The sequence below is a fragment of the Mucilaginibacter sp. CAU 1740 genome (genome assembly GCF_039839285.1).
In the GTDB taxonomy this organism is placed as follows: domain Bacteria; phylum Bacteroidota; class Bacteroidia; order Sphingobacteriales; family Sphingobacteriaceae; genus Mucilaginibacter.
In genome coordinates, this window is record NZ_JBDOQS010000021.1 from 1 (window position 1) to 25,403 (window position 25,403).

Here is a 25,403-nt window from a genome sequence, read left to right on the forward strand (position 1 = left end):
ATACCTTATGGTTGTTGGGGTGACCATCTGCTCTCATCCCTTTTCACTTTATTTGATTGCTAATTTATCAATTGACAACAAACATAGGAGGGGTGACAAGCAAAGCGATGTCGGGGTGAGTAAACTCTGCGCCCGGTATCTGTTCACCAACTCACTTTGTAATTTTTAAATTACCCTCACAAACACAAGGGTTTAAGTTTGTAACTTACCATCAACATTAACCAAACAATAAACCCTTTACCATTATGAAAACCTTTTTACTGCTGTTTGCGGCCCTGCTGCTTTCGGGATACAGCTATGCCCAGCAACTACCTGCCCGTTGGGATGAGTTGGTTGCCTCCGATTTTCCAGCCGCGCTCGAAAAATCGGCTAAAACCTGTATCCTGCCCATCGGAATCCTCGAAAAACACGGCCCTCACTCCCCCATCGGTACCGATTTGATCCATGTACGTGAGTGGGCGGCTCATGCTGTTAAAAGCGAATACGCGGTAGTTTTCCCGGATTATTTTTACGGACAGATCAACGAGGCGCGCCACCAACCGGGCACCTTCGCATTGCCAAGCAAAGTGATATGGGATTTACTGGAAGCCACCTGCGACGAAATTGCCCGCAACGGTTTCGAAAAAATAGTGATCCTGAACGGACACGGCGGCAACCCCGAGTTTATCCAGTTTTTTATGCAATCGCTACTTAATAAGCGGCACAATTACGCGGTGTATTTTTATAATCCTGAAGGAGGCGATAAAGAATACAATGCACAATATCGTAAAATGCATAAATCGCCAATGGAAAATGATCAGCACGCCGGTGAAAGCGAAACGGCTACCCTACTGTACTATCGTCCGGATTTAATGAAGATGGACAGGGCTGCCTCACAATCGGGCGATAACCAGCACCGTTTAAGTCTGCCTAATGTATATACACCAATATGGTGGTACGCCGCTTACCCAAACCACTATGCCGGCGAAGGCACTAAAGCTACAACCGAGTTTGGTAAGTTTATAGCCGAACATGAAATAGCTACTTTTATACAGGCACTTAAAGTTATTAAGGCTGATACCAGTACCATTAAACTACAGAATGAGTTTTATGATAAGGTAGATGGGGTGAATAAGTAAACCTATCTCCAAAATGTCATTGCGAGGAGGAACGACGAAGCAATCGCTTGCTATACAGGGCGGCTATGCTTCCGTGCGATTGCCACGCTGCGCTCGCAATGACATTTTTGAAACTATCAATCCTCCTTTGCCCCTAACACTTCATCAATTACCCCAAAAGCTTTAGCTTCTTTGGCTATCATCCAGTAATCCCGGTCAGATACCTCGTGAATTTTCTCGTAACTCTGCCCGCTGTGCTTAGCTGCTACCTCGTAAAGTTCCCTTTTCATTTTGGCTATCTGTATAGCCGCAATTTCAATATCCGAGGCCTGCCCCTGCGCGCCCCCCAGCGGCTGGTGCATCATTACCCTTGAATGTGGTAACGCAGCCCTTTTGCCATGCGCTCCGGCACAAAGTAACGTAGCAGCCATAGAAGCAGCCAATCCGGTACAAATGGTTGCTACATCGGGCGCGATGAATTGCATGGTATCATAAATACCCAATCCGGCGTAAACCGACCCTCCCGGCGAATTGATGTATAGCTGGATATCCTTTTTGGCATCTGCCGATTGCAGGAACAGCATTTGCGCCTGGATGATATTGGCCACGTTATCATCAACCGCCGTACCCAGAAAAATGATTCTATCCATCATCAACCGCGAAAAAACATCCATTTGCGATATGTTCAACTGGCGTTCTTCCATTATGTAAGGCGTCATCCCCATGTTGATCTGGCTGTTGTTTGCCCGCGCTATAAACCTATCTACATGTAAACTTTGCACACGGCGGTGCCCTACCGCGTATTTGCGGAACTCATTTTTGATATTCATAAAATTTAAGGTGTTTAACGTTTACCGAATAAACGCATGATCTTTTGTCTGAAACTTTGGTGTTCGACTTGGCTGAATAGTTTTTGATGTACAGCTTCTATCTCGGTTTTGAGGTTGTTACGGCCGTACTGTTTTACCATGCTAAGGGTTTGCTTATGCAACACAATTTGCTCATGAAGTGCTGGGTTGATGATCAGTTTAGCCTCAAACAGCAACGCGTCATCGGGCGGGGCCAGTTTCAGTACATGATCATCAATTGCCTTGATCTCATTCAATGAAGTCCGCATAGGTTAATGATTGTTGTTTAACAGTTTCCCTTACTTTTTCAATGCATTTGTACTTCTGTACCGTGGCCGAGCGCTCGCTTGTGTAACCGAATAATCCGGCAAGTTCTTTCATTGGGGTTTTGTGGTAGTAGAAAGCGCTTAATAACTCCATACATTTTTTTCCGGCAGTTTCGAGGTAGTGCATCAGTTTGCTTCCCGATAATTGCTCGTCTGCTTCATCAGTAATATCAAATCCAGATTCATCAAGCGGCTGGTTATTGCTATCCTCCCTAAACTTTTTGAGCCAAAGATGTTTGGTTATGCCTAACAAATAGGCTTTCTCATTAGCCTGCACGGTCAACTCACCATTAACCAATTTCTCATAGTAAATAACCAGCGCATCGTGAAAAACATCCTTTGCATCATCAAACGACCCACCCATTTTGGCTACATATTTGGCCGCAACAGGGAAAGCCGTTTTATAAAGCGTTGTAATGAGCTTTTCCCTTTCGGCTACCGGGTTATCAAAAACTATTTCATTTGCCATGATCATCGCGTTTAATAATAAGTGCGCAAAATGGATGATATATCACCGTGAATTTATGAAATTATTTTTTGATGGAGTTTTTTTCACGCAGGGGACACGTTTTTATAGAATGTATGATGCAGAGTGAGGCACGCAAAGGCGCTAAGACGCAAAGTTTTTTTGTAGATTGGTTTAGAGTGCATGATGTAGAAGTAAGCACGCGAAGGCGCTAAGACGCAAAGTTTTTTTGTGGATTGGTTTAGAGTGCATGATGTAGAAGTAAGCACGCGAAGGCGCTAAGACGCAAAGTTTTTTTGTGGATTGGTTTAGAGTGCATGGGAAGAATTAAGTACGCCAAGTCGAGAAGGTTCTTTTATCATCTTCGTACATAAAAAAAACTCTCAACTATCCATCCCTTAAAAACCTTTGCGTCTTAGCGCCTTTGCGTGCTCAAAATCTTAAACTATCCATCCTTAAAAACCTTAGCGCCTTCGCGTCTTTGCGAGCCTAAAATCCCAAACTATCCACCCTTAAAAATCTCAGCGCCTTTGCGTGCCTAAAAATCTCAAACGATTCACCCTTAAAAACCTTTGCGTCTTAGCGCCTTTGCGTGCCTAAAAATCCCAAACTATTCACCCTTAAAAATCTTAGCGCCTTCGCGTGCCTAAAACTTCACCTGCGATCCTCAACTAATTTAATTCCAATCACATTACAGATAAGCATTTTAAAACCTTATTTTTAGCCCCTCAAATACCGATGCCCCGTGTATCAGTTTAACAGCAACATAAATAAATGAAAGTTTTAAAATTTGGTGGGACATCAGTAGGTAGCCCCGCCCGGATGAAAGCGCTGCTTGACATCATTAACCCGGCCGAGCGGCAGGTGGTGGTGCTCTCGGCAGTGTCAGGCACAACAAACAGCCTTGTAGAAATTGGACAAGCTTACCTTGCCGGCGATAAGAAGAAGGCGGCACAGCTTATTACTATCCTGAAGGATAAGTACGAAATTTTTATAAAGGAACTGCTTGCCAAGCCTGAGTTTTTAGCCCAGGGCAAGGAGGTGATCGACTACCATTTTTCATTACTAAGCAACCTGGCTAATGATCATTTCACCAATATTGAAGATAAGATCATCGTTGCCCAGGGCGAGTTGCTTTCAACCACGCTTTACCATGTTTACTTGAAAGAGATTGGCGTACCGTCGGTACTGCTGCCTGCTTTGGATTTTATGAAGATAGATGAAGACAACGAGCCTATTGTTGACTACATCACCGAGAACATCCAACCGCTGATTGATAAACACCCGGAAGTAAACCTGTTCATTACGCAGGGCTACATCTGCCGTAATGCCTACGGCGAGATAGATAACCTGCGCCGCGGTGGAAGCGATTACACAGCCTCACTAATTGGAGCAGGCATCCGCAGCGAAGAAGTACAGATCTGGACGGATATTGACGGTATGCACAATAACGATCCTCGCATTGTAAAAGGTACCCAGCCTATCGCCCAGCTATCATTTGATGAAGCTGCCGAGTTGGCCTACTTCGGTGCGAAAATATTGCACCCTCAAAGTGTTTTCCCTGCTCAACGCTACAAGATCCCGGTTAGGTTACTAAACACCATGGATCCTAAGGCACAAGGCACGCTGATCACCAATACCAGCGAGAAGGATAAAATCAAATCTATCGCGGCTAAAGATGCCATTACGGCCATTAAGATCCAATCAAGCAGAATGCTTTTGGCGCATGGTTTTTTACGTAAGGTATTCGAGGTATTTGAACGTTATAAAACCTCTATCGATATGATCACTACATCCGAAGTGGGCGTTTCGGTAACTATTGATGATACAACTTACCTTGGCGATATCACCAAAGAACTGAATACTTACGGCTCGGTAGAGATAGATGTTAACCAAACCATCATTTGCGTGGTAGGCGATTTCGGTGCTGAAAAGCATGGTTACGCGGCACGTGTGTTGGAGGCAGTTAAGCATATCCCGTTAAGGATGATCTCGTACGGTGGTAGCGACCACAACCTATCGCTATTGGTTAAAACCGAAGATAAGGTTGAAACTTTGAGGAGCTTGCACAACAGGTTGTTTTAATTTCGGATTTATTTAAAATTGAATTAAAAACGTCATTGCGAGGAACGAAGCAATCCCCGATTAGCATGATCCACGCATGATTTGATGATAGATTACAATGTTCACAACAAAAACTATAGATAAATTTAACGGCTTAGATACCCCGTTTTATTACTACGATATAGAAGTGTTGAAAAACACTTTAAGCGCCTGCCGTGATGCTTCGGCAAAGCATGGTTTCCATGTGCATTACGCCATGAAGGCCAACTTCAATCCAAAAGTTATCGATACCATCCAAACCTATGGCTTTGGTGCCGATTGCGTGAGCGGTGGCGAGGTTAAAGCAGCTATTGAGCATGGCTTTGATAAAAGTAAAGTGGTATTTGCCGGCGTAGGCAAATCAGACAGGGAGATAAACCTTGCCCTTGATGCGGATATCTTCTGCTTTAACGTAGAATCCATCCAGGAGCTTTTTATTATTGATGGATTGGCTAAGGCTAAAAATAAAAAGGCTGGTGTGGCTATCCGCATTAACCCTAACGTTGATGCCCATACCCACCATTTTATCACTACCGGTTTGGATGAAAACAAATTCGGCATCAATACATGGCAATTGCCCGATGTTGCGGCTGCTTTGCGCAAATGTGATAACCTGCAATTTTTAGGTATCCACTTCCACATCGGTTCCCAAATTACTGATCTGGAGGTTTACAAAAACCTTTGTACCCGCATTAACGAAATGCAGGATTGGTTTGAAGACCGTGGTTTCCCGGTAAAAGTGCTGAATACAGGCGGCGGCTTAGGCGTTGACTATTACAACCCCGATACTAACATTGCCGATTTTGAAGCTTATTTCCAGGTGTTTAAAAACTTCCTGAATGTTAAGCCGGGACAGGAAGTACATTTTGAGTTGGGTCGCGCATTGGTTGCTCAAAGCGCTTCGTTGATCTCACGTGTACTGTATGTTAAAAACGGTCAGAAAAAGAACTTCCTGATCCTTGATGCTGGTATGACGGAGCTGATCCGCCCGATGCTTTATCAGGCATATCACCAGATAGAGAACCTGAGCAGAAAACAGGAAGCCGAAAGTTTAGCTTATGATGTTGTTGGGCCAATTTGCGAAAGTACCGACTGCTTCAGGAAAGACGTTACCCTTCCCGAATCATTCCGCGGCGATTTGATCGCTGTACGCACAGCCGGTGCTTACGGCGAGGTTATGGCTTCGGGCTATAACCTGCGCGATAAAGTTGGTTCTGTTTACTCAGAATAGCTATTTGAACCGGTAGCCAAATCTAAACTGCCAGTAATATCCGCCTTCAACAATTACTATGTAATTTTTTGTCTGCATAAAATAAGCAGCGGTTACCACACCCGGACTATCAACCCGGTAAAGGTAATCGCTGTTTTTGTTGCGATAGCCATTGTCGCCAAACGTACCTCCCCAAAAAAACCTGAAACCAAACTGGTTGTCCAGGCTCCGGCTTTTAAATATCATCTCAGTTGTTGCACCCAGAGTAAATAAGTCGGTACGGGTATCGGTATAAAACTTTGGCATATTGGTTACCGCCCTTCTAAAATTGAGGTAATCGCCAAACTCATGGCTGTATGCCGCTTCAAAACCTATAATGCGAAAATCAATTTTACGGGTGCTGATCACGGCATTGCCTGAAAGTCGCCCGCCAACAGCGCCAAAAAACTTGTTCTTAAAATAATATGGATCATTAGGCTGTAGTTCTTTATTGTGATAACTTCCAAATGCTCCAAAGGCTCCGTAGGCCAGGTTAAAATGATCGAACGCATGGCCCCGGCTCAAATTCAGTTGTCCGCTAACCAGTTTGTCAGCGTAGTTAGGACTATAATCCTGCACTATCCCTCCGGAAATATAAGTTGAAGATCTGGCAGTATCCGAAACTACGGGCTTAGGCAGATAAGCAATATCGCTATGATGCATAGCAGGTGCGTACACATGTTCACTGCATGATGTAATGGTTATGGCAACGCCAAGCAAACAAAAAATTAAAGGGAGTTTCATCGTAATAGGTTCAGATACAAGGTTTATAATCTAAACAATAATACGCTAAAACTCCCGCTATAATAACAGGTGCCACTAATTATTTTACCAATGCGGTAAAATAGCTATCAGTAAAATCGGCGGCAAAGTGAACTACATTCTGCAATTCGGCAAACTCCTCTTGCTCATGTGTTGTGGTGAGTACCACGGCTTTCATTCCGGCGTTGGCTGCTGCTTCTGCACCTTTAGGCACATCTTCAAAAACCAAACAATCGGTTGGCAGGGTGTTCAATAATTCGGCGGCTTTTAAAAATGTTTCGGGATGGGGTTTGCTTAGTACCACATCATCAGCACTTACTATCGCTTTAAAATAATGGCGGATATTGAGGTTATCTAACACAAAATCGATATTAAAAGGAATAGCGGCCGAACCAATGGCCATCGGGATCCTTTTTTTATAGGCAGCTTCCAAAAACTCATGTAAGCCGGGCAGCAGTGCAAGGTGAGGTAAAAACTCATCCTGGTAACGTTGCTCTTTCAGGATAGCGAGGCGGTCCATCTCTTCCAACGTAAAACGATCGGGACCAAACAGGCGTACCAGTACTTCCTGGTTTTTACCGTACATCTGTGGTTTTACTTCGTCCCAGGTAAAGTTGCCGCCCAGATCATTATTTAAAAGATATTGCCATGCTTTGGTGTGGAACGGCATATCGTTTATCATTGTGCCGTTAAGATCAAAAATAAAGGCCTTCATTCGTTTTTCAATTTTATGAGGGGAATTTGAAACCAATCGCGGTTTCGGCGGCAAACTTAAGTTTTTAAAAACTAAAACCCGGAAACAGGCGTATATTCTTTAAACACATTAACAGGCTAAGTTGATAAGGATAAGTAATAAAATGTGGCTAAACTGATAAGGCGGGGCGTCGAGGTTGTTTTTTGTGCGATTATTGGTTTAGCAAGCCCTTTGGCCCCAAAAGCTGATGGGCTTTTTTGTGTACAACAGTGTCGCAACACCCATACAACCAACAGCTCTTTTATTTGCCTGTTTTTAACCTTTACGAATTATCGATTTAAACAATAGTTAACTCCTTTTGGTTATAACAGAACGATTACCAAAAACAAGCGTTATTTTTACATTTTTAACATCTGCAATGCAATCTATTGCGTAGTTCAGGAAAAAGGCATATATTTTGAATGCCGAAAAGAAAAAATTATTTAAGGCATTAAAAAAATCTACTAAAGATTGTATGACGAACAGCGCCCCCCTGCGCCTGCGTGCCGTTCAAAGGTTTAAGGACCTTAACGACGATATCATAGTCGATTTAAATGAATTGGTTAGCCTGGCGGCAGACATTTGTAACACCCCCATAGCGCTTGTTACGCTGCTTGACACCGATATGCAATGGTTTAAAGCAGCAACAGGAACTGATATTACCTGCACCCCGCGCGAGGTTGCATTTTGCAACCATACCATAGCCCAAACCGAAGTTTTGGTAGTACCCGATCTGTTGGCCGACGAGCGTTTTGCCAACAACCCTATGGTTACAGGTCCAACAGCTGCAAGGTTTTACGCCGGCGCCCCTCTTCTAACTAAAGATGGGCATGCCGTAGGTAGCTTATGCGTAGTTGATTTTAAAACAGGCGAGCTAAGTCCCCGCCAAATTAAATCATTAAAAAGTTTGGCAAAACAGGTTGTAAACCTGATGGAACTTAACTGGAGCCTGCAAACACTTGAGCAGCAGCATAAACAGTCTCAATCGCAAAAGGCATCCATTACCGAATCGGAAATGAAGCTTAAAGCTATCTTTGATAGTTCGAAGGATACCCATATTTTGGTTGACAGGAGCCTTGAAATAATGGCCTTTAATAAAGCGGCCTCTGTATTTTTCAAAACAGCTTACAATAAAAAGCTGGCTAATGGTGATAACCTGATCGATTATACCGATGCAGAGATCAGAAGCCAGTTCCTAAAATATTTCGCTGTAGCCTTAACCGGAAGATCGATCAAGCGCGAATGGGAACTAATGCCAGGAACGCCACAGGTTTGCTGGAAAGAAACGGCCTTTGTACCGGTAAAAGATGACGAAGGCGAAGTAATTGGCGTGGCCATCAACTCAACCGATATCACAACCCGCAAACGGCACGAAGAACAGATCAGCATCCAGAATGAAGCGCTTAATCGGATAGCCATCATCCAATCGCATGAATTACGTCGCCCCGTAGCTTCACTACTTGGCATCATTGATCTGATGCGGATGGAAGATATCGACTTTAGTTATTTCAGCATGCTTGAACATACCATTAACGAACTTGACGAGAAGATCAGGGCGATAGTAAAAGATTCGGAAGATACGATACAGGGCAGACACCTGGCCATAGTGGCCTGAGCGTAAAGGGCTTTATAACAAATCTAGAAGCAAACGCGGTTATAACCGTTCTAAATAAAGCTGTCCGGCCTGTTAAAGTATGCCAAATTATCCCTACCTTGGGCGCATTAATAAATAAAATAATGCAAAATCAAGGAACAGTAAAATTTTTCAATGAAACAAAAGGTTTCGGATTCATCGTACCAAGCAATGGCGGTGCCGAAATATTTGTTCATTCAACAGGCCTAATTGACGAGATCCGTGAAAACGACACCGTAGAATACGAAGTTGAAAACGGCCGTAAAGGTTTGAACGCGGTAAATGTAAAAGTTATATAATTATAATATAATCATTAAGCCTACAAGGCACCCATTTTTATGGGTGCCTTTTTTGTTTGTATATTGTTAACGCAGCAGGCACTATAACTTAATGTTTGAATGATATCTTTAAATTAAAACTGGCACTGTTGTTGTTTAAAGCATAGTATCATAAATCGTCTACACATAAACAAATAAAGAACATGAAAGATCAAGCAAAAGTTATAGCAGCATTATTAATAGGTGCGGCTGCAGGCGCGGCTTTAGGTTTGTTGTTAGCTCCTGAAAAAGGAACTGAACTAAGAGGAGACATTGCAGATTACATCAACGATTTAGTTGACAACGCAAAAAATAAGGCTCAGACCACTGCACACGATATAAAAGAATACAGCAGCAATGTTGTTGACAAAGCTAAAACCAAATTTAATGGTACAGTAAGCGATTTGTGGGATGCTAAAGACCACGCTGTTGACGCAGCAAAAGCAAAGTTTAACGACATTGCAGGCACTGCAACTGATGTTGCCGAAGATGCAAAATCAAAAGTAAAAGCTACTGCCGATAACCTGAACAATTCAGTACAAAACGCATAATATTTAGTACTATCATAAAAAAATAAAACCCGACCAATTGGCCGGGTTTTATTTTTTATATGCTTTTTTTTATTATTTAGTCCAGGTATTATCAGCATCGGTAGCATCCATAAATATGCCGCCATCCAAGGTAACTGATTTTACTGCTTTGGTGGTTTTGATATTTACAGTGATCGCCTTTTGATCTTTTTCCCATACAGCAGGTGTTTGGTGTAAGGTTTCTGTAGCGCCATCAGCATAAGTCACTTTTACATCGAACGGAACTACAAAGCCGCCAACGTTTTTGATTGCTACCACATAGCCCCCGGTTGCTTTAGTTACGTTTTTAATCGATAAGTCGATGTAGTAATTAGTGAAGAACCAATTATTAAAAAACCAGTTATAGTTTTTACCGGTAACGCTGTTAATTGAGTTAAAGTAATCCCATGGTATAGGGTGCTTGCCGTGCCAGCGATCCATATAGCCATGCAGGGCTTTTTTGAACAGTTCATCGCCCAGCATATCTTTCAACGCGAAATAGCTTAATGATGGTTTACCATACGAGTTATTGCCGTAACCGCCTCTTAACTCACTTGATGGGGTAATAACCGGCAAGTCTTCGGCAGTGGCCACATCATGGATCCAGCCATTAACACGGAACATTTTGTACAGGTTTTCGGCTTTTTCTTTACCTACTTCTGATGTGCCTATCAGCAGCTCGAAAGTAGTGGCCCAGCCTTCATCCATAAAGGCGTAGCGGCTTTCGTTAATGCCCATGTAAAAAGGGAAATAAGTATGGGCTATTTCATGATCCTGCACAAATTGCGAAAAACGGATATCATCGGTATGGCTATCGTTTACCATCATAGGGTATTCCATATCGGCAAAACCCTGAAAGGAGGTCATTTTGGGGAATGGGTAAGGTACGCCCGGCCAGTTGTGCGACAACCAATCCAGCGAATTACGGCCAGCCTGCACTGCATGGTGAAAATCTTCCGAACTATCTAAAAACGCGGCCTGCATGCTTGCACGGCGATGGGTTGCATCGTCAACCACAACGCTGGCAGCATCCCATACATAGTGGTCGCTCACGCCTACAGCTACATCACTAATATCATTGGCAGTCCATACCCAGGTATTCAGATCTTTTTGAGCAGTCACCTTGTGGGCCGCAAGCTCGGCAGCAGAAGCAACGTGTACGGTCGAATCGCTGGTGAATGAAGCCTGCAAACGTTTGGCATACTCAGGCTGTAGTACTTCGTTAGCATTTTGTAAGGTACCCGTTGCCCAAACTACATAGTTTTTTGGGGCGGTTACGCTTAATTTGTAGTCGTTAAAATCGTTATAAAACTCTTGGGCATCTAAAAATGGTAGCCTGTCCCATCCGTTATAATCATCATATACCGATACCCTTGGGTAAAAATAAGCCAGGTAGCAGGTGGTTGAATCGATCATACCTTCGCGGCCGCTTTCTTTCGAGATCTCAAAATGCCAGTCGATATCCAGCTTAACCGAATCGTGCGGCATTAAGGGTTTGGTTAAAGGCACCCATTGGTTGGTTGAGGTAGATGGAACTTTTTTAGCCTCGCCGTTAACAGCAAATTTATCAAACTGAATTCCGGGAGTAAGGTAATCGGCACCGGCATCGCCCATACGCGCAACACCTGGTTTGTGAATATTAACGATCAGCTTCATGTTAAGCCTTTTCAGCGTATCAGGGCTGTTGTTAATGTAAGTGATCTGCTCGGTACCTTTTAGCGAGCGGCTTTGCGGAATAGCGGTAATGCTAATGTTATATTTACCGGTATTTTGCCAGTACTTTTTCCCCGGACGTCCATCTACCGATCGGGTTTCTTTTTGATAAGCCTTTTGTATATCACGGGGCATATACAGGCTTTGAGCCTTAGCCTGCACTAAAAAAAGGCAGCCTACGGCCGATAAAATAATAGGTTTGATCATGTCGTCTTAAATTTCAACCTGCAATTTAATGTAAATGAATTAAATTTTGATGTGTAGAAAACATTAATCAAAAAATTCCTTTGCTCAAACCCTCTGGTAAATCGTTGTACTGCAATCCTTTTGTAACAAAGCTGTCACAAATATTTTTTATGATTAAATATTTTCGTTGTAACGAATATATTTTTTTTACTTTGCTTTAGTTATTTTAATAGGGGTATTAAATAACTAACATTTAAGCCATTCGCGCTATGCGGATGGCTTTCTTTTTTGCTATTATTTTCATATTAAATGTCTAACCTACAGCTATATACTCTTTTGTAATAAGCGTAAACAGTTCGTCATTATCAATCGATTCGTCTTTACACTCGGTTAAAAGCTGTTGAGCTTCGGTGTACTCTAACTGTGCGGCAACCATAATGAGCATATGGCACGATGTTATATTAATATGCTCCAGTAGTTGCAGATACATGATAATATCCATATCCAACAGCACCGGTATGGCCTGTTCCTCATCTAAACAAAACTCATCCTTAACAATAGATTTTATGGGATTACAATTTTTATCGGATGGGATCTCGTTCAGCAGTTTGTAAACCTGCTCCATCCGGGCAATTTGTTTTTTAATATCATCCCAAAACTCCTGTATCCCTTGTTGTAGTGCGGTAAATGAGGCGAGGCTTTTAAGGTGTTCAAGGTGATTATTGAGATAGCATTTTCCAAAATAAATCCGGTTTAAATTGTGGACAAATACGTGTTTAAGCGTATCCTGATCGAGGGTTTTAGGGGTACTGTTGCTCATGGGTGTGAAAATTAAGGAGATTGAACTATCTGTTAAACTTATTTAAAAAACTGTAAATTTTATTGTTGCTGATGGTTCGGTAGGATAAATTACCTTTGCATATTGATACTACCAATGTTATGAAATATAAATTAGGCGATTTTGTTCGGTTTGTTGATGAAAAAATGGAAGGTTTTGTAACCCGCATCATCGACGAGCAAATGATAGGTGTTACCGGCGAAGATGATTTTGAAATTCCGGTACTGGCTGCCAAGGTAACTTACGTACACGGATACGAACAAACCGGCGGTAAAAAGAGTGGCAATACCGTTGCCGACGAGAAACCGATAGATCTTGGCCAGTTTGTTAAAAACGGCGTTTACATTGGTGTAGCTGTAGACGAGAAAGCAAATTCGGTGGTACATTTTCATCTCATAAATGAAACATCTTTCCAACTACTGGCTACTTTAACCACAGATAAACAACAGGTTTTTAAAGGCGAATTTGCGGGCATTATCACCCCAAAATCAACCGAAAATATTTACTCAGCCCAACTGGCCGATCTGCAGGTTTGGCCTAAATTTATTTTTAATGTTTTGTTCAGCACCAAGCAAAACGTTGAACCTCCTGCCCCGCTCAACATCGAGGAAAAGTTTAAAGCCAAAGATTTTTCGACCACTAAAAAGAACCTCCCTTTACTTAATAAAGCGGGCTGGCTGATCAGGCTTGATGAACCGGAACTGGTTATTGATGCGCAAAAACTAAAAGAAAGTTTTTTTGAAACCCCAATCGAAAAAATTGTAGTTGAAAAACCTGTTAGCGAGGTTGATCTGCATATTGAAAAGCTGCGCGATGATCACCAGTTTTTAGATAGTTCGGAAATTATGAACATCCAGCTGGCCCACTTCCATAAAGCGCTGGATGCTGCTATTGTTCATCAACTGCCCGATATTACTTTTATACACGGCGCAGGCAACGGTACTTTGCGTAATGAACTGCACAGGCAGTTAGGCAAAAACAAAAAAGTACAAACCTTTATGGATGCCCGTAAAGAGAAGTTTGGTTACGGAGCAACCAAAGTAATCTTGAAATGATCCGGCTAAATAAACAGGGCTGCACATTGGCAGCCCTGTTTATTTCTTATCATCCTATAGCACCTTCAATTTTATAAACAACCGCTATATCATTAGGCTTAATGGCAGGCGTTTGTATTTTAAGCCCTTCGGCGGTTTGCTCCCAGCTTAGTTTGCCCGGATAACCAACCATACTTACACCGGTAATTTTCTTATCTTTTATTTGTGCCGATGAGCTTGCCAGCGTTTTTATCAGGCTACCTTTTTCGCCGGGCCAACCAAGCGCTATGGCATAAAGTGTATTTCCCTTTTTTGTAAACCGGACATCGTCGCCGGTAAATGGTTTGCCTTTACCCTCGTTAAAGCCCTGGGCACTTAAAGGCGCTGCCGATTCAATTGCAGGTCCTTCGCCAAATACCATCCAGGGGCGGGTGGCGTAAATGGCTTCGCTATGTACCTGCATCCATTGAGCAATGCCTTCAACCACGTTACGCTCTTCTGCATCAACGGAGCCATCGCCCCTGATGGGGATATTTAATAACAGGTTACCATTTTTGCTCACCACATCGGCCAGGGTGTGGATTATGGTTTTGGCTGTTTTATATTGTTTATTATCAAATATGCGCCTATCATAATGCCAGGCACCTATACAGGTATCGGTTTGCCAAGGTTCAGGCTCTATCTGGTTGCTTTGGCCGCGTTCAATATCCCAGATCATGCATTTACGTTGCTGCTCGTCCAGTATTTTTCCAAATAAAGCAGCCTGAAGCTTTCCGTGCTTTTTGATGCTTGTATTGTACATATGCGCGGCTATTTTTAAACCGGCATCGTTAACAGGCCAAAGTGGTAAAACGGTATCATCAAAGTAGATCAGGTCGGGACCGTATTTATCAATTAGTTCGATAGTGCGGTTCAAAAACTTATCGCAATAAGCTTTACTGGGCATAGCTACACCACCGCCCCAAGCCCATTGGCTATGTATAGCGCTATCATTCAAACTATCTTTACTTAAGGAATGGTTTTGAGCATAAAGTTCCTGCGGATCATAGCCATCCCACCATTTGCCTTTTCCATCCTGTTTGGTAAGTTTTCCATCGTAAGGGATACCGGCCAACGCTCCGGTTTTATCGGCACGTTGTGCAACCTCCATCCAGCTCCAGGTGTGGGCTGCATGCACGGTAACTCCAAAAGGGATATCATGAGTTTTAGCGGCTTTAGCCCAGCCACCTATCAAATCTTTTTTAGGGCCTAAGCGGGTTGAGTTCCATGATTGATAAGTACTGTCGTACAGATCAAAGCCGTCGTGATGGTTGGCCAGGGCCATAAAGTATTTTGCACCGGCGCGTTTGTAAAGGCCCAGCAACTCATCGGGTTGCCAGTTTTCGGCTTTCCACTCGTTAATAACATCCTTAAAGCCAAATTTTGAGGGGTGACCATATTTTTCGATATGATATTTATACTGATCGCTGCCCTCCTGGTACATGCCGCGTGCGTACCAGTCGCCGCGTTCGGGTTGGCACTGCGGTCCCCAATGCGCCCACAAACCAAACTTGGCATCTCTGAACCATTCAGGCACCTGGTATTGTTTAAGCGATTCCCAATCGGGTTTAAACGGCCCTCCGGCTATAGCCTGGCCATGGTTTGCAGCAAGCGAGGCAACACCGCCGAAGGCTTTTTGCAGGTAAAAAGCAGGAATAGCCGCGGCCATCCCCTTTAATAAATTTCTTCTCTTCATAGGTTTATAATTAATTGTTTTTTACACACTTAATTATTTGCAATTTAGAAGATAAAATTTTATTTCCCTACTTTTTTGCAAACCAGATATTCAGGTTGGGCAACTTCATAGTTTGATGTGGCGAAGCCGGGTTGTGCAGCTTTAAACTCACCGGGTACAGCTTGTTAATATCAAGCACAACAGGGGCAAGATCTTTTATATAAATATGTTGCGGAATGCTGTGCGTTATTGCAAATGGGATAGCTTTTTTAAAGTTATTAAACACTTTAATCAATAACTGATTGTTACCTGGCATCAAATCCAAACCAATAACATTACTTACAGATGCTGCCTTATCGGGGTTATTGTTGATAAGTAACTGTTCTCCATTAAGGAATACCACTATGCCATCGCCGCTGGTTATTTTAACCTGTGCATAAATTACATCAGTACCGGCGTTAATGTTTTGCAAAATGTAGTAGGCATTATCCATACCGGCTGGCAAATTAACCTGCTGCCCGTTTTTATAGTTATTCAAAACCTGCCACGGCTTACCAGCATCTTTGCCGAAAGGTTTGGTGATATCAATCTTATTGGCACTGCCATTCAGCCCGCCTAAACCAGTATCATAAGGGCCCGTGATATAAAGCTGTCCCCATTTTATTTTCGCCGTATCGGGCTTGTATTTCATCAGCCTGTCGCTATCCAGTTTTAGGGTAGTTGTCACGCCATCTACCGAAAAATCAACCATACTGCCGCGCTCCTCATCGGTATATTGTATAGTAGGCAGATATTTATCTTTATGTTTGGCCCTTATTGTCCAGGCTTGTTTTACTGTGCTTTGGTAGTTACTATTATAATCAACGCCCGATGAGCTATAGTAGTTATAAGCGTTATGTTCATCCAGCTTGATATGATCATAACTGCTGCTGATAATATGAACTGGGCGTACTTTATATCCTTCGGCTATATCAACTGCTATCACTTTTATCTCTCTCGCCGCGTCAAAGCCTGGCGGCAAGGTAATTTTGGTGGTATCTGCTGTTTGCTTAAACGCCAGTTGCTGTTGCTGGCCCAAAACAGCAACATTGTTTATTTTACCTTCCAGTCCGGGTAAGGTGATCAATGCATCAGCGGGCACATTAGTTATAAAAAGGTATAACTTGTTAGATCTGCTGGTAACGTTTCCCCATTTAAACGCGGTAAAAAAAGGATCGGCAGCGGTACCGTAAACAGCATCAGCATTTTTGTGCAGCCATGTGCCTATCCGCAGTAAAATATCTTTTTCAAACCCTACAACACTTCCATCTCCTTTAGGGCCAATGTTTAACAGGTAGTTTCCTCCCCTGCTTATTACCCTGATCAGGCTTTCCAGTTTCTCTTTATATTTTTCATCTTCGCTGCCCCGTACCTGCCACGAACGATAGCCCCAGGTTTCGTCGAAAAAAGAGGCCGGTGATTGCCATGGCGTGCCTATAGCGTAATCAGGATATTGGTTATCTCCCATCACCGCGAAATCGCCCTGATCATTACCTAACCTACTGCTTACCATACAATCGGGCTGCAGGCGGTGCACTAACGCATATAATTCCTGGCTTTGCTCACGGCTTTGCGATCCCATATCAAACCAAAGTTCGGAGATGCTGCCGTAGTTTGTAAGTAGCTCGGTTACCTGCTTTTTATTGTATTCGTGATGCTCGGGAGTGATATAGTCCGAATTATGACTTGATATTGGCGAGGCTTGCGGGTAATGCCAATCTATCAGCGAAAAATACAAACCAAACCTTAAGCCCTGGCGTTTGCAGGCCTCGGATAGTTCTTTAACTACATCACGTTTAAAAGGTGTAGCATCAACTACATTAAAATCTGTAGTTGCGGTTTTAAACATGCAAAACCCATCGTGGTGTTTTGAGGTGAGCACTATTGATCGCATCCCTGCGGCTTTAGCCAACAAAGCAATACTATCTGCATTCCAATGCACGGGATTAAAATTTTTGGCCAGGTTAGCGTATGTATCGCTATAAATACCGGCATGTGCCTGGATCTGCTCGCTTAAGCCCCGACTAATTGGCTTGCCATCCCAAACACCACCTAAAACAGAGTAAATGCCGCCGAAGTGAATAAACATCGAAAACTTTTGATCCTGCCATTGCTTTACAGAGGTTGCTACAGGTTGTGCCATTAGTACTTGTTTAGCGGCCAACAAAAAAACAATTAAAATGAATTTATACCTGGTCATAATTTTAAGGTGAGACAAACACAAATGTAAAAAACTTGTTATTACACAGATTACCTACAACCTGAGGTTGAGCAGTTTTAAAAAAACAAACCAACATCAGAAGCTGTAAATGAACATTTTTTAAAATATTTCAACAATATCAAAATCCTGTTAACATTTTGTTACGTAAATGAGCTATCTGTTATTAAAAAAAAATCGCCATCTTTGTAGCGCTCCCCCTAATTTTAATTGCAGACGCGTTAACCAGCTGTAAAATCAGCCGATCCGTTTAATTTTTTTATAGAAATATGTCCGAATACATTACCATTCAACCAAACATCCATTGCGAACCTTGTAAAGACTGCGGTACCCGTCCCGTAATTCAGCAAACTCGTAAGGGTTTTGTAGTAGCGTGCCCAACCAGTAAAAAACACTTCTCAACACAACCTGGTTTGGTAAATATTGATGAATGGAACAGAGCAAACAAAAAGTCACCTGTGCTTACCACTCCTGTATATAAAAATAAAGCATCTTAAAGTGATTAGAGGTTAGAGATTGGAGTTTAGGCATGGTAATTCATTTTTGCCTAAAACAACTGATCTCTAACCTCCATCAAATCTCACAAAAAGCTATCTTACAAACGGAAGCTTTGATTGCTTGCTCCCGTTTTTCACATACTGAGAGTAACTATCTTTAATATAGGTTACCATATCATAATCGTTCATCTTTTTCACCTTTTTGATGTCGGGGTGATACTGGTTCATGAAGTTTTGTAATGAATCGCCTTTAAGATTAGTTACAGATGAAACTTTCTCTGGCGAGAAAAACCTATCCACATATTCATTTTCCTCATCCTTTAATAAAACCTTTTGCAGCTTTGATTGCGGCGTTTTATGGTTACCCAACATATCGATCACCGAAAGCAGGTTCACGCTTAATATTGTCGCGGTGCTTTTATCGGCGGTAATGTTATTGCTCGGAACGTATTTGGTTGACCGGGTTATAAAGGCATCTTTAACCGTTGCCCCGCGATAGTTAAAAACAGAAGCATATTCGCGCCTGTTCCGCAACGAATCGGCTTTGGCGTTACGCTTCGCCTTGATGCGCACCTCATTTAACACGGTTGAAGCGGGATCGATATAGCACCGTAGTGTATCAGTTTTTAAAAACCCGGTAACCATTTGATAGGGCTTATACCCAACACAGGTTATCCTCAAGGTATCGCCGGGTTTAATGTTACCCAATATAAACTTGCCTTGCAGGTTACTGATTCCCTGCGACGACCGGGTGCCAACAAAAGCGTTACCAACGGGCAGATATGTATTTTTATCGATAACAATACCAGCTATACGCTGCGCGAAAAGATTGGATGACAAGAGCATCAATACCAATACGGAGATGTTTTTCAATGCTTTCATGACGGTTCAGTTTAGAGTTTGGTAGGTTAAATAAATATACCACTTTAAATAATCCACCGTATGTTTTTAACGAAAATTAACAGTGTATTTACAATTTGAAAAGTGTTTCTCAGATAGTAAACATTGATGCATTCTTTTTATTGATGGTTAAAATAAAAAGGATGGTTATTAAAAGTAATGCAAGTAAAAGCAAATTACCCGGCGAACAGAGAAAGTCGAAAGTCCCTATTTTGTAAAAAAGAAAAGCAACCATAAAGGGTTACTTTTCTTCTTATTATACAACGCCATTTGTAGCTTTATCGAAAACAAAACCAGTACACCACAAATTAACACACATATGGACACTCTGGTAAAAATATTTGGCCAGGCGGGCGAATTAAACACCATACAGATGAGCTGCCGAGGGGTGGTGCTATTTTTCATAGCATTGGTACTCATCCGCATTTCGGGCAGGCGAAGTTTTGGGATCCGCGGCCCTTTAGATAATATCATTACCATTTTACTGGGCGCGATACTCAGCCGCGCAGTGGTAGGCGCAACGCCCTTTGTTCCGGTAGTTGTAACCGGTTTGGTAATTGTATTACTTCATCGTTGGATATCGTGGTTGATAACAAGCAATGACAGCATCGCGAAAATAGTGCAGGGCCAGAAAATCCTCTTGTATCAGGATGGAGAATTTATTGAACGCAATATGAAACGCGCCTTATTAAATCACGAAGATGTGATGCACGCGATACGCAGATCCGTCCTTACTGAGGATATGAGCCGAATATCAAAAATTTACATTGAGCGCAGCGGCGAAATTACAGCTGTTAAAAAAGATGATTAAGCCTGGTTTCCCAGGCGTCTCCTATTTTATCTGCCAGTATCCGGCTTACTTATTATAAGCGATAACGCCCCTAAAAAACTGGATACCGCCAAAAACTATCGCTCCCCAAAATATGAAGCCGATATGCGCCAGGGTTAAAAGCAAGCCACCTACGCACCATAAGGCGCCGTAAAGCATATCTTTTTTAGCCCTGCCCTGACGTGCATCGCTAATTTTCTGCTCCAGGTCCTGAACAATATAATCGGCATTGCCTTCATCCAGGCCACGGGCCAATAGTGCTGTTTTTACCTCGTAAGAGTTTTGTCCGGCTATTAAAAGATTGGTGGCGTATTGATACATCTCGTTGATATCAACTGCTGCAGCGGTGGCTTCGGTGTTTTCTGACATGATAAGGGTTTGGGTATTGATTGTTTGTTTAAGCAATGTAAAGCTATTTATTATCAACCGGATTAGCAATAACAATTAACTTCTTGCTAAACCGGGGTTTCGAGCTAAATAACCACCATACATTTTTTCCCATTCAGTAATGGGAATAGCCGTTTCCTCAGTCTCGTTATCAAAATAGATCCAAGCACTAAACTCGTTTGAAAGCTGAATAAGGGTATCAATATCATCCTGATTTATAAAATGGCGCCCATATTTCCGTGGCCCATTTAGTACCATCTCCCACAATTCGTATTCTAATCCACTCATCCAACCTGCGGCATAAGCCTCTTCTGATAAATAACTCATAAAATCTGCAAGCTTTTGTTGAGCAGCCGTTAAAATGGTTTTCATATCATAAATATAAAGATATTGTTACCGAAGGCAGAGTAGTACCGCTGCCCTCAATTGCATTTTTTTTATAATTTGCGCCAATTTTATTCACAACCTGCAATCCTATTTTATTAATGAACAATAATGAGCTGGCCACCAAGCCACATTATCCCATATTAGATGGCCTTCGCGGCGTAGCGGCTATCATCGTAGTAACCTTCCACCTTTGCGAACCTTTATCAACCAGTAATTTCGATAAATTGGTTAATCACGGCTATCTCGCTGTTGATCTTTTCTTTTTGTTATCCGGTTTCGTGATCGGTTACGCTTATGATGATCGCTGGCAAAAAATGACTATCGGCAGTTTTTTTAAACGCCGTATCGAACGCCTGCAACCCATGGTGGTTTTGGGGATGACTTTGGGCGCTATCGGGTTTTACTTTACAGATTCAACGCTGTGGCCGCTTATCCATACTGTTCCCGTTTGGAAAATGTTGTTGGTAATGCTGATCGGTTATACCATTTTGCCCGTACCCCTATCGCTCGATATCCGTGGTTGGGAGGAAATGCACCCGCTAAACAGCGTGGGCTGGTCGTTATTTTTCGAATATATTGCCAATATTCTTTACGCCGTTGGTATCAGGAAGTTATCGAAAACGGCGTTGGGTGTCCTCGTGGCTATCTCGGCCATCGCGCTCGCGCACCTGGCAATAACCAATGGCGATGTTAGCGGCGGCTGGACATTGAACGTACCCCAGGTGCGCATCGGGATAACCCGTACAATTTACCCTTTCTTTGCAGGCTTACTACTTTCACGCATAGCTAAGCCAGCCCAAATTAAAAACTCTTTTTTATGGTGCAGCCTTATATTGGTTGTTATACTTTATATGCCACGCATTGGCGGTGCCGATAATGTTTGGATGAACGGCCTTTATGAATCTGTGTGCATTATCCTTATTTTTCCGCTTGTAGTTTACCTCGGTGCCAGCGGAGTGATCCGAACTCAATTGGGAAACCGGATCTGTAAATTTTTAGGCGATATCTCCTATCCGCTTTACATGGTTCATTATCCATTGGTATATTTTTATGTTGCCTGGATAAGCAATAACAAGGGTATAACCTTTGCACAGGTATGGCCTTATGGCTTGCTTATTTTACTAAGCGCGATAGTTTTGGCCTACGCCGCGCTGAAATGGTATGATGAGCCGGTGCGGAAATGGTTACGAAAAAAGCTTGGGTAATTATTCAAGCTAAAAACAAAAAGCCCCTCTAATTGCTTAGAAGGGCTTTTTTGTTTGTGATACCCTGGTAAGATTAGGCCTAAACCAAATCATAACGCATCTTAGAAAACAGATCACCATTTAAAATACGAGCAGAGCAGCACAGCTTGATCAGATAAAGTTTAGGAAGGTTTTTCTTTATAGTATAAAGAGGACGTTATAAAACCGAAGCGAGTTTCTTAAATAACCCCGCGGGTTTGCCAGGCAAAACACCGCGGGGAGGCAACCGCTACGTTACAACTCTTTATCCTCAAACATTTTCGCGTCGCGGGTATTTTTTTGTACGGCAATGGCCGAGAACATGCTTAAGCAAAATGCCATGGCGTAAAAACCTTTTTCGCTTCGGGCCAGGTCAGCATTCCATAGGCCTATTGTTAACAGTACCATTGCGGCAATGGTGGCAAACCAGCTTAGGCCATAGTACAAATCGGTAACTGCAAGTCCCTCAGACCTATCCCTTACACTTTTTTGCACCGAGATCACGGCGAATAAGCCGAATAATAAAATGGTGAAATAATATCCTTTTTCGTTCAGTTGCATAGTTGCATTCCATAAGCCAATGCAATAACCCACAAACCCGGTTAATAAGGCAAACCACGATGCACCTATAAACGCGCCGGTCGGTTTAAATGGGTTTCTGGCTTTGTCGCCATATTTACCGTTGATTGAATTTTCTTGTGTTGTGTTTTGTAGCGATTCCATGTTTTGTTTGATTAATATGGAACAAATGTGGGGCATAAACCCTCGCATAAAAAACAAGAATATGTAAATTACTGACGATATAATTTCACGATTAATGTATCTTTAGATAACACAATACATGCTTATGGATTCACTTTCGGAGTTAGTTAACCTCTTAAACAGCAATGATAAAAAGCTTTTCAGAGCATTTTTAGAGCGAAAAAACAAGAGAGAAAATGTTAAAAACCTGCGGTTACTCGATTTGATAGAAACTGACGATATCAACGGTTTAAATAAGCTTTATAATACTAAGAAAAATAATGATGCATACCATGCCCTGCGCAAAAGGCTACAGGATCGCTTACTGCTTTTTTTATCACAGAAAACTTTTGAAAGTACTCATTCCGAAACCTACGATGCCTTGCGCCTGGTGGTAGTAAGCCGTTTTTTGTTAGAAAACGATGTACCCAAAATAGCCTTCAAGTGCCTGGATAAAGCAGAACGCCTGGCCGAACATCTGGAGCAGTTTAATTTATTGAACGAGCTGTTGCTGCTAAAACTACAGTACGCTCATTTGCCCGGAGCTGAAAACCTGGATGCGCTAACTGCACGCTTTATGCAAAATCAACTGCATATGCAACGCGAAGCCAGGCTTAATATGGCCTACGCTTTTATGAGGCAGGAACTTCAGGAGATCCATCTGAAAGGAAAGATTGTTAACCTCAGCAGCCTGATGATAGCAACCATCCGGAAATACAAAATTTCTGAACAGGACCTGATGACCTACAAATCCATTTACCAGATCCTTTTTATAGCGAGTGAATATGCCGACATACAGCAAAACTACAGCTTAATAGAACGCTACGTTAGCCGAACAAACCAGTTTATACAGGGACAGCCGCTTCAAAAACACGCCTATCTTTTTTATCATATCTCTATTCTGTACTTTTTGGCCAACTTCCATTTGCGGCAAAAAAGCTTCGACAGGAGCACATCTTATCTTAAAGAAATGATGGACCTGATGGAGACAGATAGCCGTTATTACACTGTATTTTATTTGCGCCATCAACTGCTCTCCGCTCTCAACCTATTCTTTACAGGCTCGGCTCACGATGCCACAGCGCTATTACAAAAATCGCTCTCCGGCACCAACAACAGATCGAAACCAGAAGACATTGAAGACCTGCGGATATGCCTCACTATGTTTTTAGCCCTATGTAACAACCGCGGAAGCTTGAAGCAATTAAGCCTGCTCACACGCACCGATGCCTGGTACGAAAAGAAGATGGGCATGCTTTGGACCATCCGAAAACACCTGATGGAAATTTTAGTACAAGCACAGTTCGCCAACATCGAAGTGGCTATGTCGCGGTTAAGCAGTTTTAGGCGGAGGTATAAAAAGTACCTGCTAAAAACATCAGAAGAGCGGGTACTGTTGTTTGTGAAGCTGGTTGAGCAATACCTGATAAAACCAGATGTAGCTGCGGAGCCTGCTTACAGAAAAGCGGTTTTAATCCTGCTTGATGAGGTTGGGAATAAAGACATTTTTACTTTGAGTTTTATTGCATGGTTAATGGCGAGGTGGGAGAAGAAAACTGGTTATGAGGTGGTTTTGGGGTTAATAAAATAACTTAATACAAACTACTTTAAGTTGACTATTAAATTTAACTTAGTTAAACTTTTTGAAATATTAATGAAAAGAACCTGCCTTACACTGCTATTGAGTTTATTATTATTTAACACAATCAGAGCCCAGGACAAGAGCTTTCGCCCAACTTACAATTATGACGGATACATTCAGCCCCCATCTAAACCGAAGCTCCCGGTCAAACTTAATTTTCTGGTACTATTAGATTCATCTGTTGTTGGAGCATACTATTATCATCCCCAAAGCGGCCAGCTAAAACTTAGCGGCATATTTAATAAAGATTACACTATTTCTCTTTTTGAATGGAACGATAAAGACCAAAATACCGGCAGGTTTGACGGCAGGGTATCGAAAGACAGGCGATTGCTTACGGGCCTGTGGACATCTGCCGATAAGAAACATCGTTTCCCTTTTTCTTTTAGTTTAGTTACCGGAATGAAATCCTATTGGGATTACATCAAAAAAAAGGAAAAACTGAAAGAATATCGTGACATTAATATCGCACTTAAAGAACCTGAAAAAGTGCAACATTTAGATCTCGGCGATCGGCATTATAGCCATCTACCTGAAAGCTTTATTCGATTTGAAAATATGACCTCGCTCAACTTGCTTGGTAACGATTTCAAAATATTCCCCGCAATAGTATCTAAACTACCACAACTTGAAGAATTATCATTTGCCTCGACCGGAATGAAATATATCGGCCCAGAAATAGGTAAACTTAAAAACTTACGTATTTTAATACTTGATTTTAACACATTCGACCGGGTACCGGCAGAAATAGGCGAGCTGACAAATCTGATGTATTTAGATGTAAGCATGAATAAGAATCTTAAATCCTTACCACCATCCATCGCTAATTTAAAACAATTGCAAGAGCTACAAATTGGAAGCACTGGTATTTCTCCGCAAGAAGTAAAACGCATAAAAAGCTGGCTTCCGCATTGCGTAGTTGTAACTAATTAAAAATGAAGAATACGTCATA

At 42.2% G+C, this 25,403-nt stretch carries 24 protein-coding genes; 11 read left to right on the forward strand and 13 right to left on the reverse strand.

All coding sequences use genetic code 11. From position 1 onward, the window contains the following. Nucleotides 1–245: 245 nt before the first annotated feature. Complete coding sequence (locus AAFN85_RS30680) at nt 246–1,118, forward strand: creatininase family protein (RefSeq protein WP_347531786.1); 873 nt, start codon at nt 246–248, stop codon at nt 1,116–1,118. A 116-nt stretch (nt 1,119–1,234) separates the two neighbouring features. Here the strand turns inward: AAFN85_RS30680 and AAFN85_RS30685 are convergent, their stop codons facing one another. Genes AAFN85_RS30685 through AAFN85_RS30695 form a run of 3 tightly spaced genes read right to left on the reverse strand, consistent with a single transcriptional unit; the run spans nt 1,235 to nt 2,740 of the window. Then, entirely contained in the window at nt 1,235–1,927 is a 693-nt protein-coding gene (locus AAFN85_RS30685) for an ATP-dependent Clp protease proteolytic subunit (RefSeq protein WP_347531787.1), read from the reverse strand. Between the two features lie 14 nt (nt 1,928–1,941). Then, nucleotides 1,942–2,214, reverse strand: a complete 273-nt coding sequence (locus tag AAFN85_RS30690) for a hypothetical protein (RefSeq protein ID WP_347531788.1) — start codon at nt 2,212–2,214, stop codon at nt 1,942–1,944. Next, a complete protein-coding gene (locus tag AAFN85_RS30695; protein WP_347531789.1) occupies nt 2,195–2,740 on the reverse strand; it encodes a sigma-70 family RNA polymerase sigma factor in 546 nt (181 codons plus the stop codon). Before AAFN85_RS30695 ends, AAFN85_RS30690 begins: the two co-directional genes overlap by 20 nt. A gap of 771 nt (nt 2,741–3,511) precedes the next feature. On the opposite strand from AAFN85_RS30695, the gene AAFN85_RS30700 reads away from it, so the two are divergent. Both AAFN85_RS30700 and lysA read left to right on the forward strand, forming a co-directional pair. Continuing rightward, complete coding sequence (locus AAFN85_RS30700; protein WP_347531790.1) at nt 3,512–4,822, forward strand: aspartate kinase; 1,311 nt, start codon at nt 3,512–3,514, stop codon at nt 4,820–4,822. 97 nt (nt 4,823–4,919) lie between these two features. Then, a complete protein-coding gene (gene lysA, locus AAFN85_RS30705) occupies nt 4,920–6,071 on the forward strand; it encodes a diaminopimelate decarboxylase (RefSeq protein WP_347531791.1) in 1,152 nt (383 codons plus the stop codon). Here the strand turns inward: lysA and AAFN85_RS30710 are convergent, their stop codons facing one another. Beyond that, a complete protein-coding gene (locus AAFN85_RS30710; RefSeq protein ID WP_347531792.1) occupies nt 6,072–6,833 on the reverse strand; it encodes a hypothetical protein in 762 nt (253 codons plus the stop codon). Between the two features lie 79 nt (nt 6,834–6,912). After that, complete coding sequence (locus AAFN85_RS30715; RefSeq protein WP_347531870.1) at nt 6,913–7,578, reverse strand: HAD family phosphatase; 666 nt, start codon at nt 7,576–7,578, stop codon at nt 6,913–6,915. 481 nt (nt 7,579–8,059) lie between these two features. On the opposite strand from AAFN85_RS30715, the gene AAFN85_RS30720 reads away from it, so the two are divergent. From AAFN85_RS30720 to AAFN85_RS30730, 3 genes are all read left to right on the forward strand, one after another. Further along, complete coding sequence (locus AAFN85_RS30720) at nt 8,060–9,199, forward strand: PAS domain S-box protein (protein ID WP_347531793.1); 1,140 nt, start codon at nt 8,060–8,062, stop codon at nt 9,197–9,199. Nucleotides 9,200–9,321: 122 nt separating this feature from the next. Then, nucleotides 9,322–9,516 carry a cold shock domain-containing protein gene (locus AAFN85_RS30725; RefSeq protein ID WP_347531794.1) on the forward strand — a complete coding sequence of 65 codons (195 nt, stop codon included), beginning with the start codon at nt 9,322–9,324 and terminating at the stop codon, nt 9,514–9,516. 182 nt (nt 9,517–9,698) lie between these two features. Beyond that, the gene (locus AAFN85_RS30730; protein WP_347531795.1) at nt 9,699–10,085 is read left to right on the forward strand and encodes a YtxH domain-containing protein; all 387 of its coding nucleotides are present in this window, start codon (nt 9,699–9,701) and stop codon (nt 10,083–10,085) included. Between the two features lie 72 nt (nt 10,086–10,157). Here AAFN85_RS30730 and AAFN85_RS30735 read toward each other — a convergent pair whose 3' ends face one another. Further along, complete coding sequence (locus AAFN85_RS30735; RefSeq protein WP_347531796.1) at nt 10,158–12,023, reverse strand: M1 family metallopeptidase; 1,866 nt, start codon at nt 12,021–12,023, stop codon at nt 10,158–10,160. A 292-nt stretch (nt 12,024–12,315) separates the two neighbouring features. Then, the gene (locus AAFN85_RS30740) at nt 12,316–12,822 is read right to left on the reverse strand and encodes a DUF892 family protein (RefSeq protein WP_347531797.1); all 507 of its coding nucleotides are present in this window, start codon (nt 12,820–12,822) and stop codon (nt 12,316–12,318) included. Between the two features lie 119 nt (nt 12,823–12,941). Between AAFN85_RS30740 and AAFN85_RS30745 the strand changes: the two genes are divergently transcribed. Further along, nucleotides 12,942–13,895: a Smr/MutS family protein gene (locus AAFN85_RS30745; RefSeq protein WP_347531798.1), complete on the forward strand. Its 954-nt coding sequence runs from the start codon at nt 12,942–12,944 to the stop codon at nt 13,893–13,895. A 49-nt stretch (nt 13,896–13,944) separates the two neighbouring features. Here the strand turns inward: AAFN85_RS30745 and AAFN85_RS30750 are convergent, their stop codons facing one another. The 3 genes from AAFN85_RS30750 to AAFN85_RS30760 all read right to left on the reverse strand — a co-directional run bounded on the left by AAFN85_RS30750 (nt 13,945) and on the right by AAFN85_RS30760 (nt 19,224). After that, the gene (locus AAFN85_RS30750) at nt 13,945–15,609 is read right to left on the reverse strand and encodes an alpha-L-fucosidase (protein WP_347531799.1); all 1,665 of its coding nucleotides are present in this window, start codon (nt 15,607–15,609) and stop codon (nt 13,945–13,947) included. Between the two features lie 67 nt (nt 15,610–15,676). Then, nucleotides 15,677–17,827 carry an alpha-L-fucosidase gene (locus AAFN85_RS30755; RefSeq protein WP_347531801.1) on the reverse strand — a complete coding sequence of 717 codons (2,151 nt, stop codon included), beginning with the start codon at nt 17,825–17,827 and terminating at the stop codon, nt 15,677–15,679. Between the two features lie 608 nt (nt 17,828–18,435). Then, complete coding sequence (locus AAFN85_RS30760; RefSeq protein WP_347531802.1) at nt 18,436–19,224, reverse strand: hypothetical protein; 789 nt, start codon at nt 19,222–19,224, stop codon at nt 18,436–18,438. A gap of 337 nt (nt 19,225–19,561) precedes the next feature. On the opposite strand from AAFN85_RS30760, the gene AAFN85_RS30765 reads away from it, so the two are divergent. Further along, complete coding sequence (locus tag AAFN85_RS30765; protein WP_347531803.1) at nt 19,562–20,053, forward strand: YetF domain-containing protein; 492 nt, start codon at nt 19,562–19,564, stop codon at nt 20,051–20,053. 45 nt (nt 20,054–20,098) lie between these two features. Here the strand turns inward: AAFN85_RS30765 and AAFN85_RS30770 are convergent, their stop codons facing one another. Both AAFN85_RS30770 and AAFN85_RS30775 read right to left on the reverse strand, forming a co-directional pair. After that, nucleotides 20,099–20,440: a hypothetical protein gene (locus tag AAFN85_RS30770; RefSeq protein WP_347531804.1), complete on the reverse strand. Its 342-nt coding sequence runs from the start codon at nt 20,438–20,440 to the stop codon at nt 20,099–20,101. 75 nt (nt 20,441–20,515) lie between these two features. Then, nucleotides 20,516–20,830 (reverse strand): hypothetical protein, encoded by a 315-nt coding sequence (locus AAFN85_RS30775; protein ID WP_347531805.1) that lies wholly within the window; start codon nt 20,828–20,830, stop codon nt 20,516–20,518. 113 nt (nt 20,831–20,943) lie between these two features. On the opposite strand from AAFN85_RS30775, the gene AAFN85_RS30780 reads away from it, so the two are divergent. Beyond that, nucleotides 20,944–22,050, forward strand: a complete 1,107-nt coding sequence (locus AAFN85_RS30780; RefSeq protein WP_347531807.1) for an acyltransferase — start codon at nt 20,944–20,946, stop codon at nt 22,048–22,050. Nucleotides 22,051–22,323: 273 nt separating this feature from the next. On the opposite strand, the gene yiaA is transcribed toward AAFN85_RS30780, so the two are convergent. Further along, nucleotides 22,324–22,791: an inner membrane protein YiaA gene (gene yiaA / locus AAFN85_RS30785; protein WP_347531808.1), complete on the reverse strand. Its 468-nt coding sequence runs from the start codon at nt 22,789–22,791 to the stop codon at nt 22,324–22,326. Nucleotides 22,792–22,915: 124 nt separating this feature from the next. Between yiaA and AAFN85_RS30790 the strand changes: the two genes are divergently transcribed. Together AAFN85_RS30790 and AAFN85_RS30795 are read left to right on the forward strand one after the other, a co-directional pair. Continuing rightward, on the forward strand, nt 22,916–24,400 hold the full coding sequence (locus AAFN85_RS30790; protein ID WP_347531809.1) for a hypothetical protein: 1,485 nt from the start codon (nt 22,916–22,918) through the stop codon (nt 24,398–24,400). Nucleotides 24,401–24,463: 63 nt separating this feature from the next. Next, a complete protein-coding gene (locus tag AAFN85_RS30795; protein ID WP_347531810.1) occupies nt 24,464–25,384 on the forward strand; it encodes a leucine-rich repeat domain-containing protein in 921 nt (306 codons plus the stop codon). The last annotated feature ends 19 nt before the right edge of the window (nt 25,385–25,403 follow it).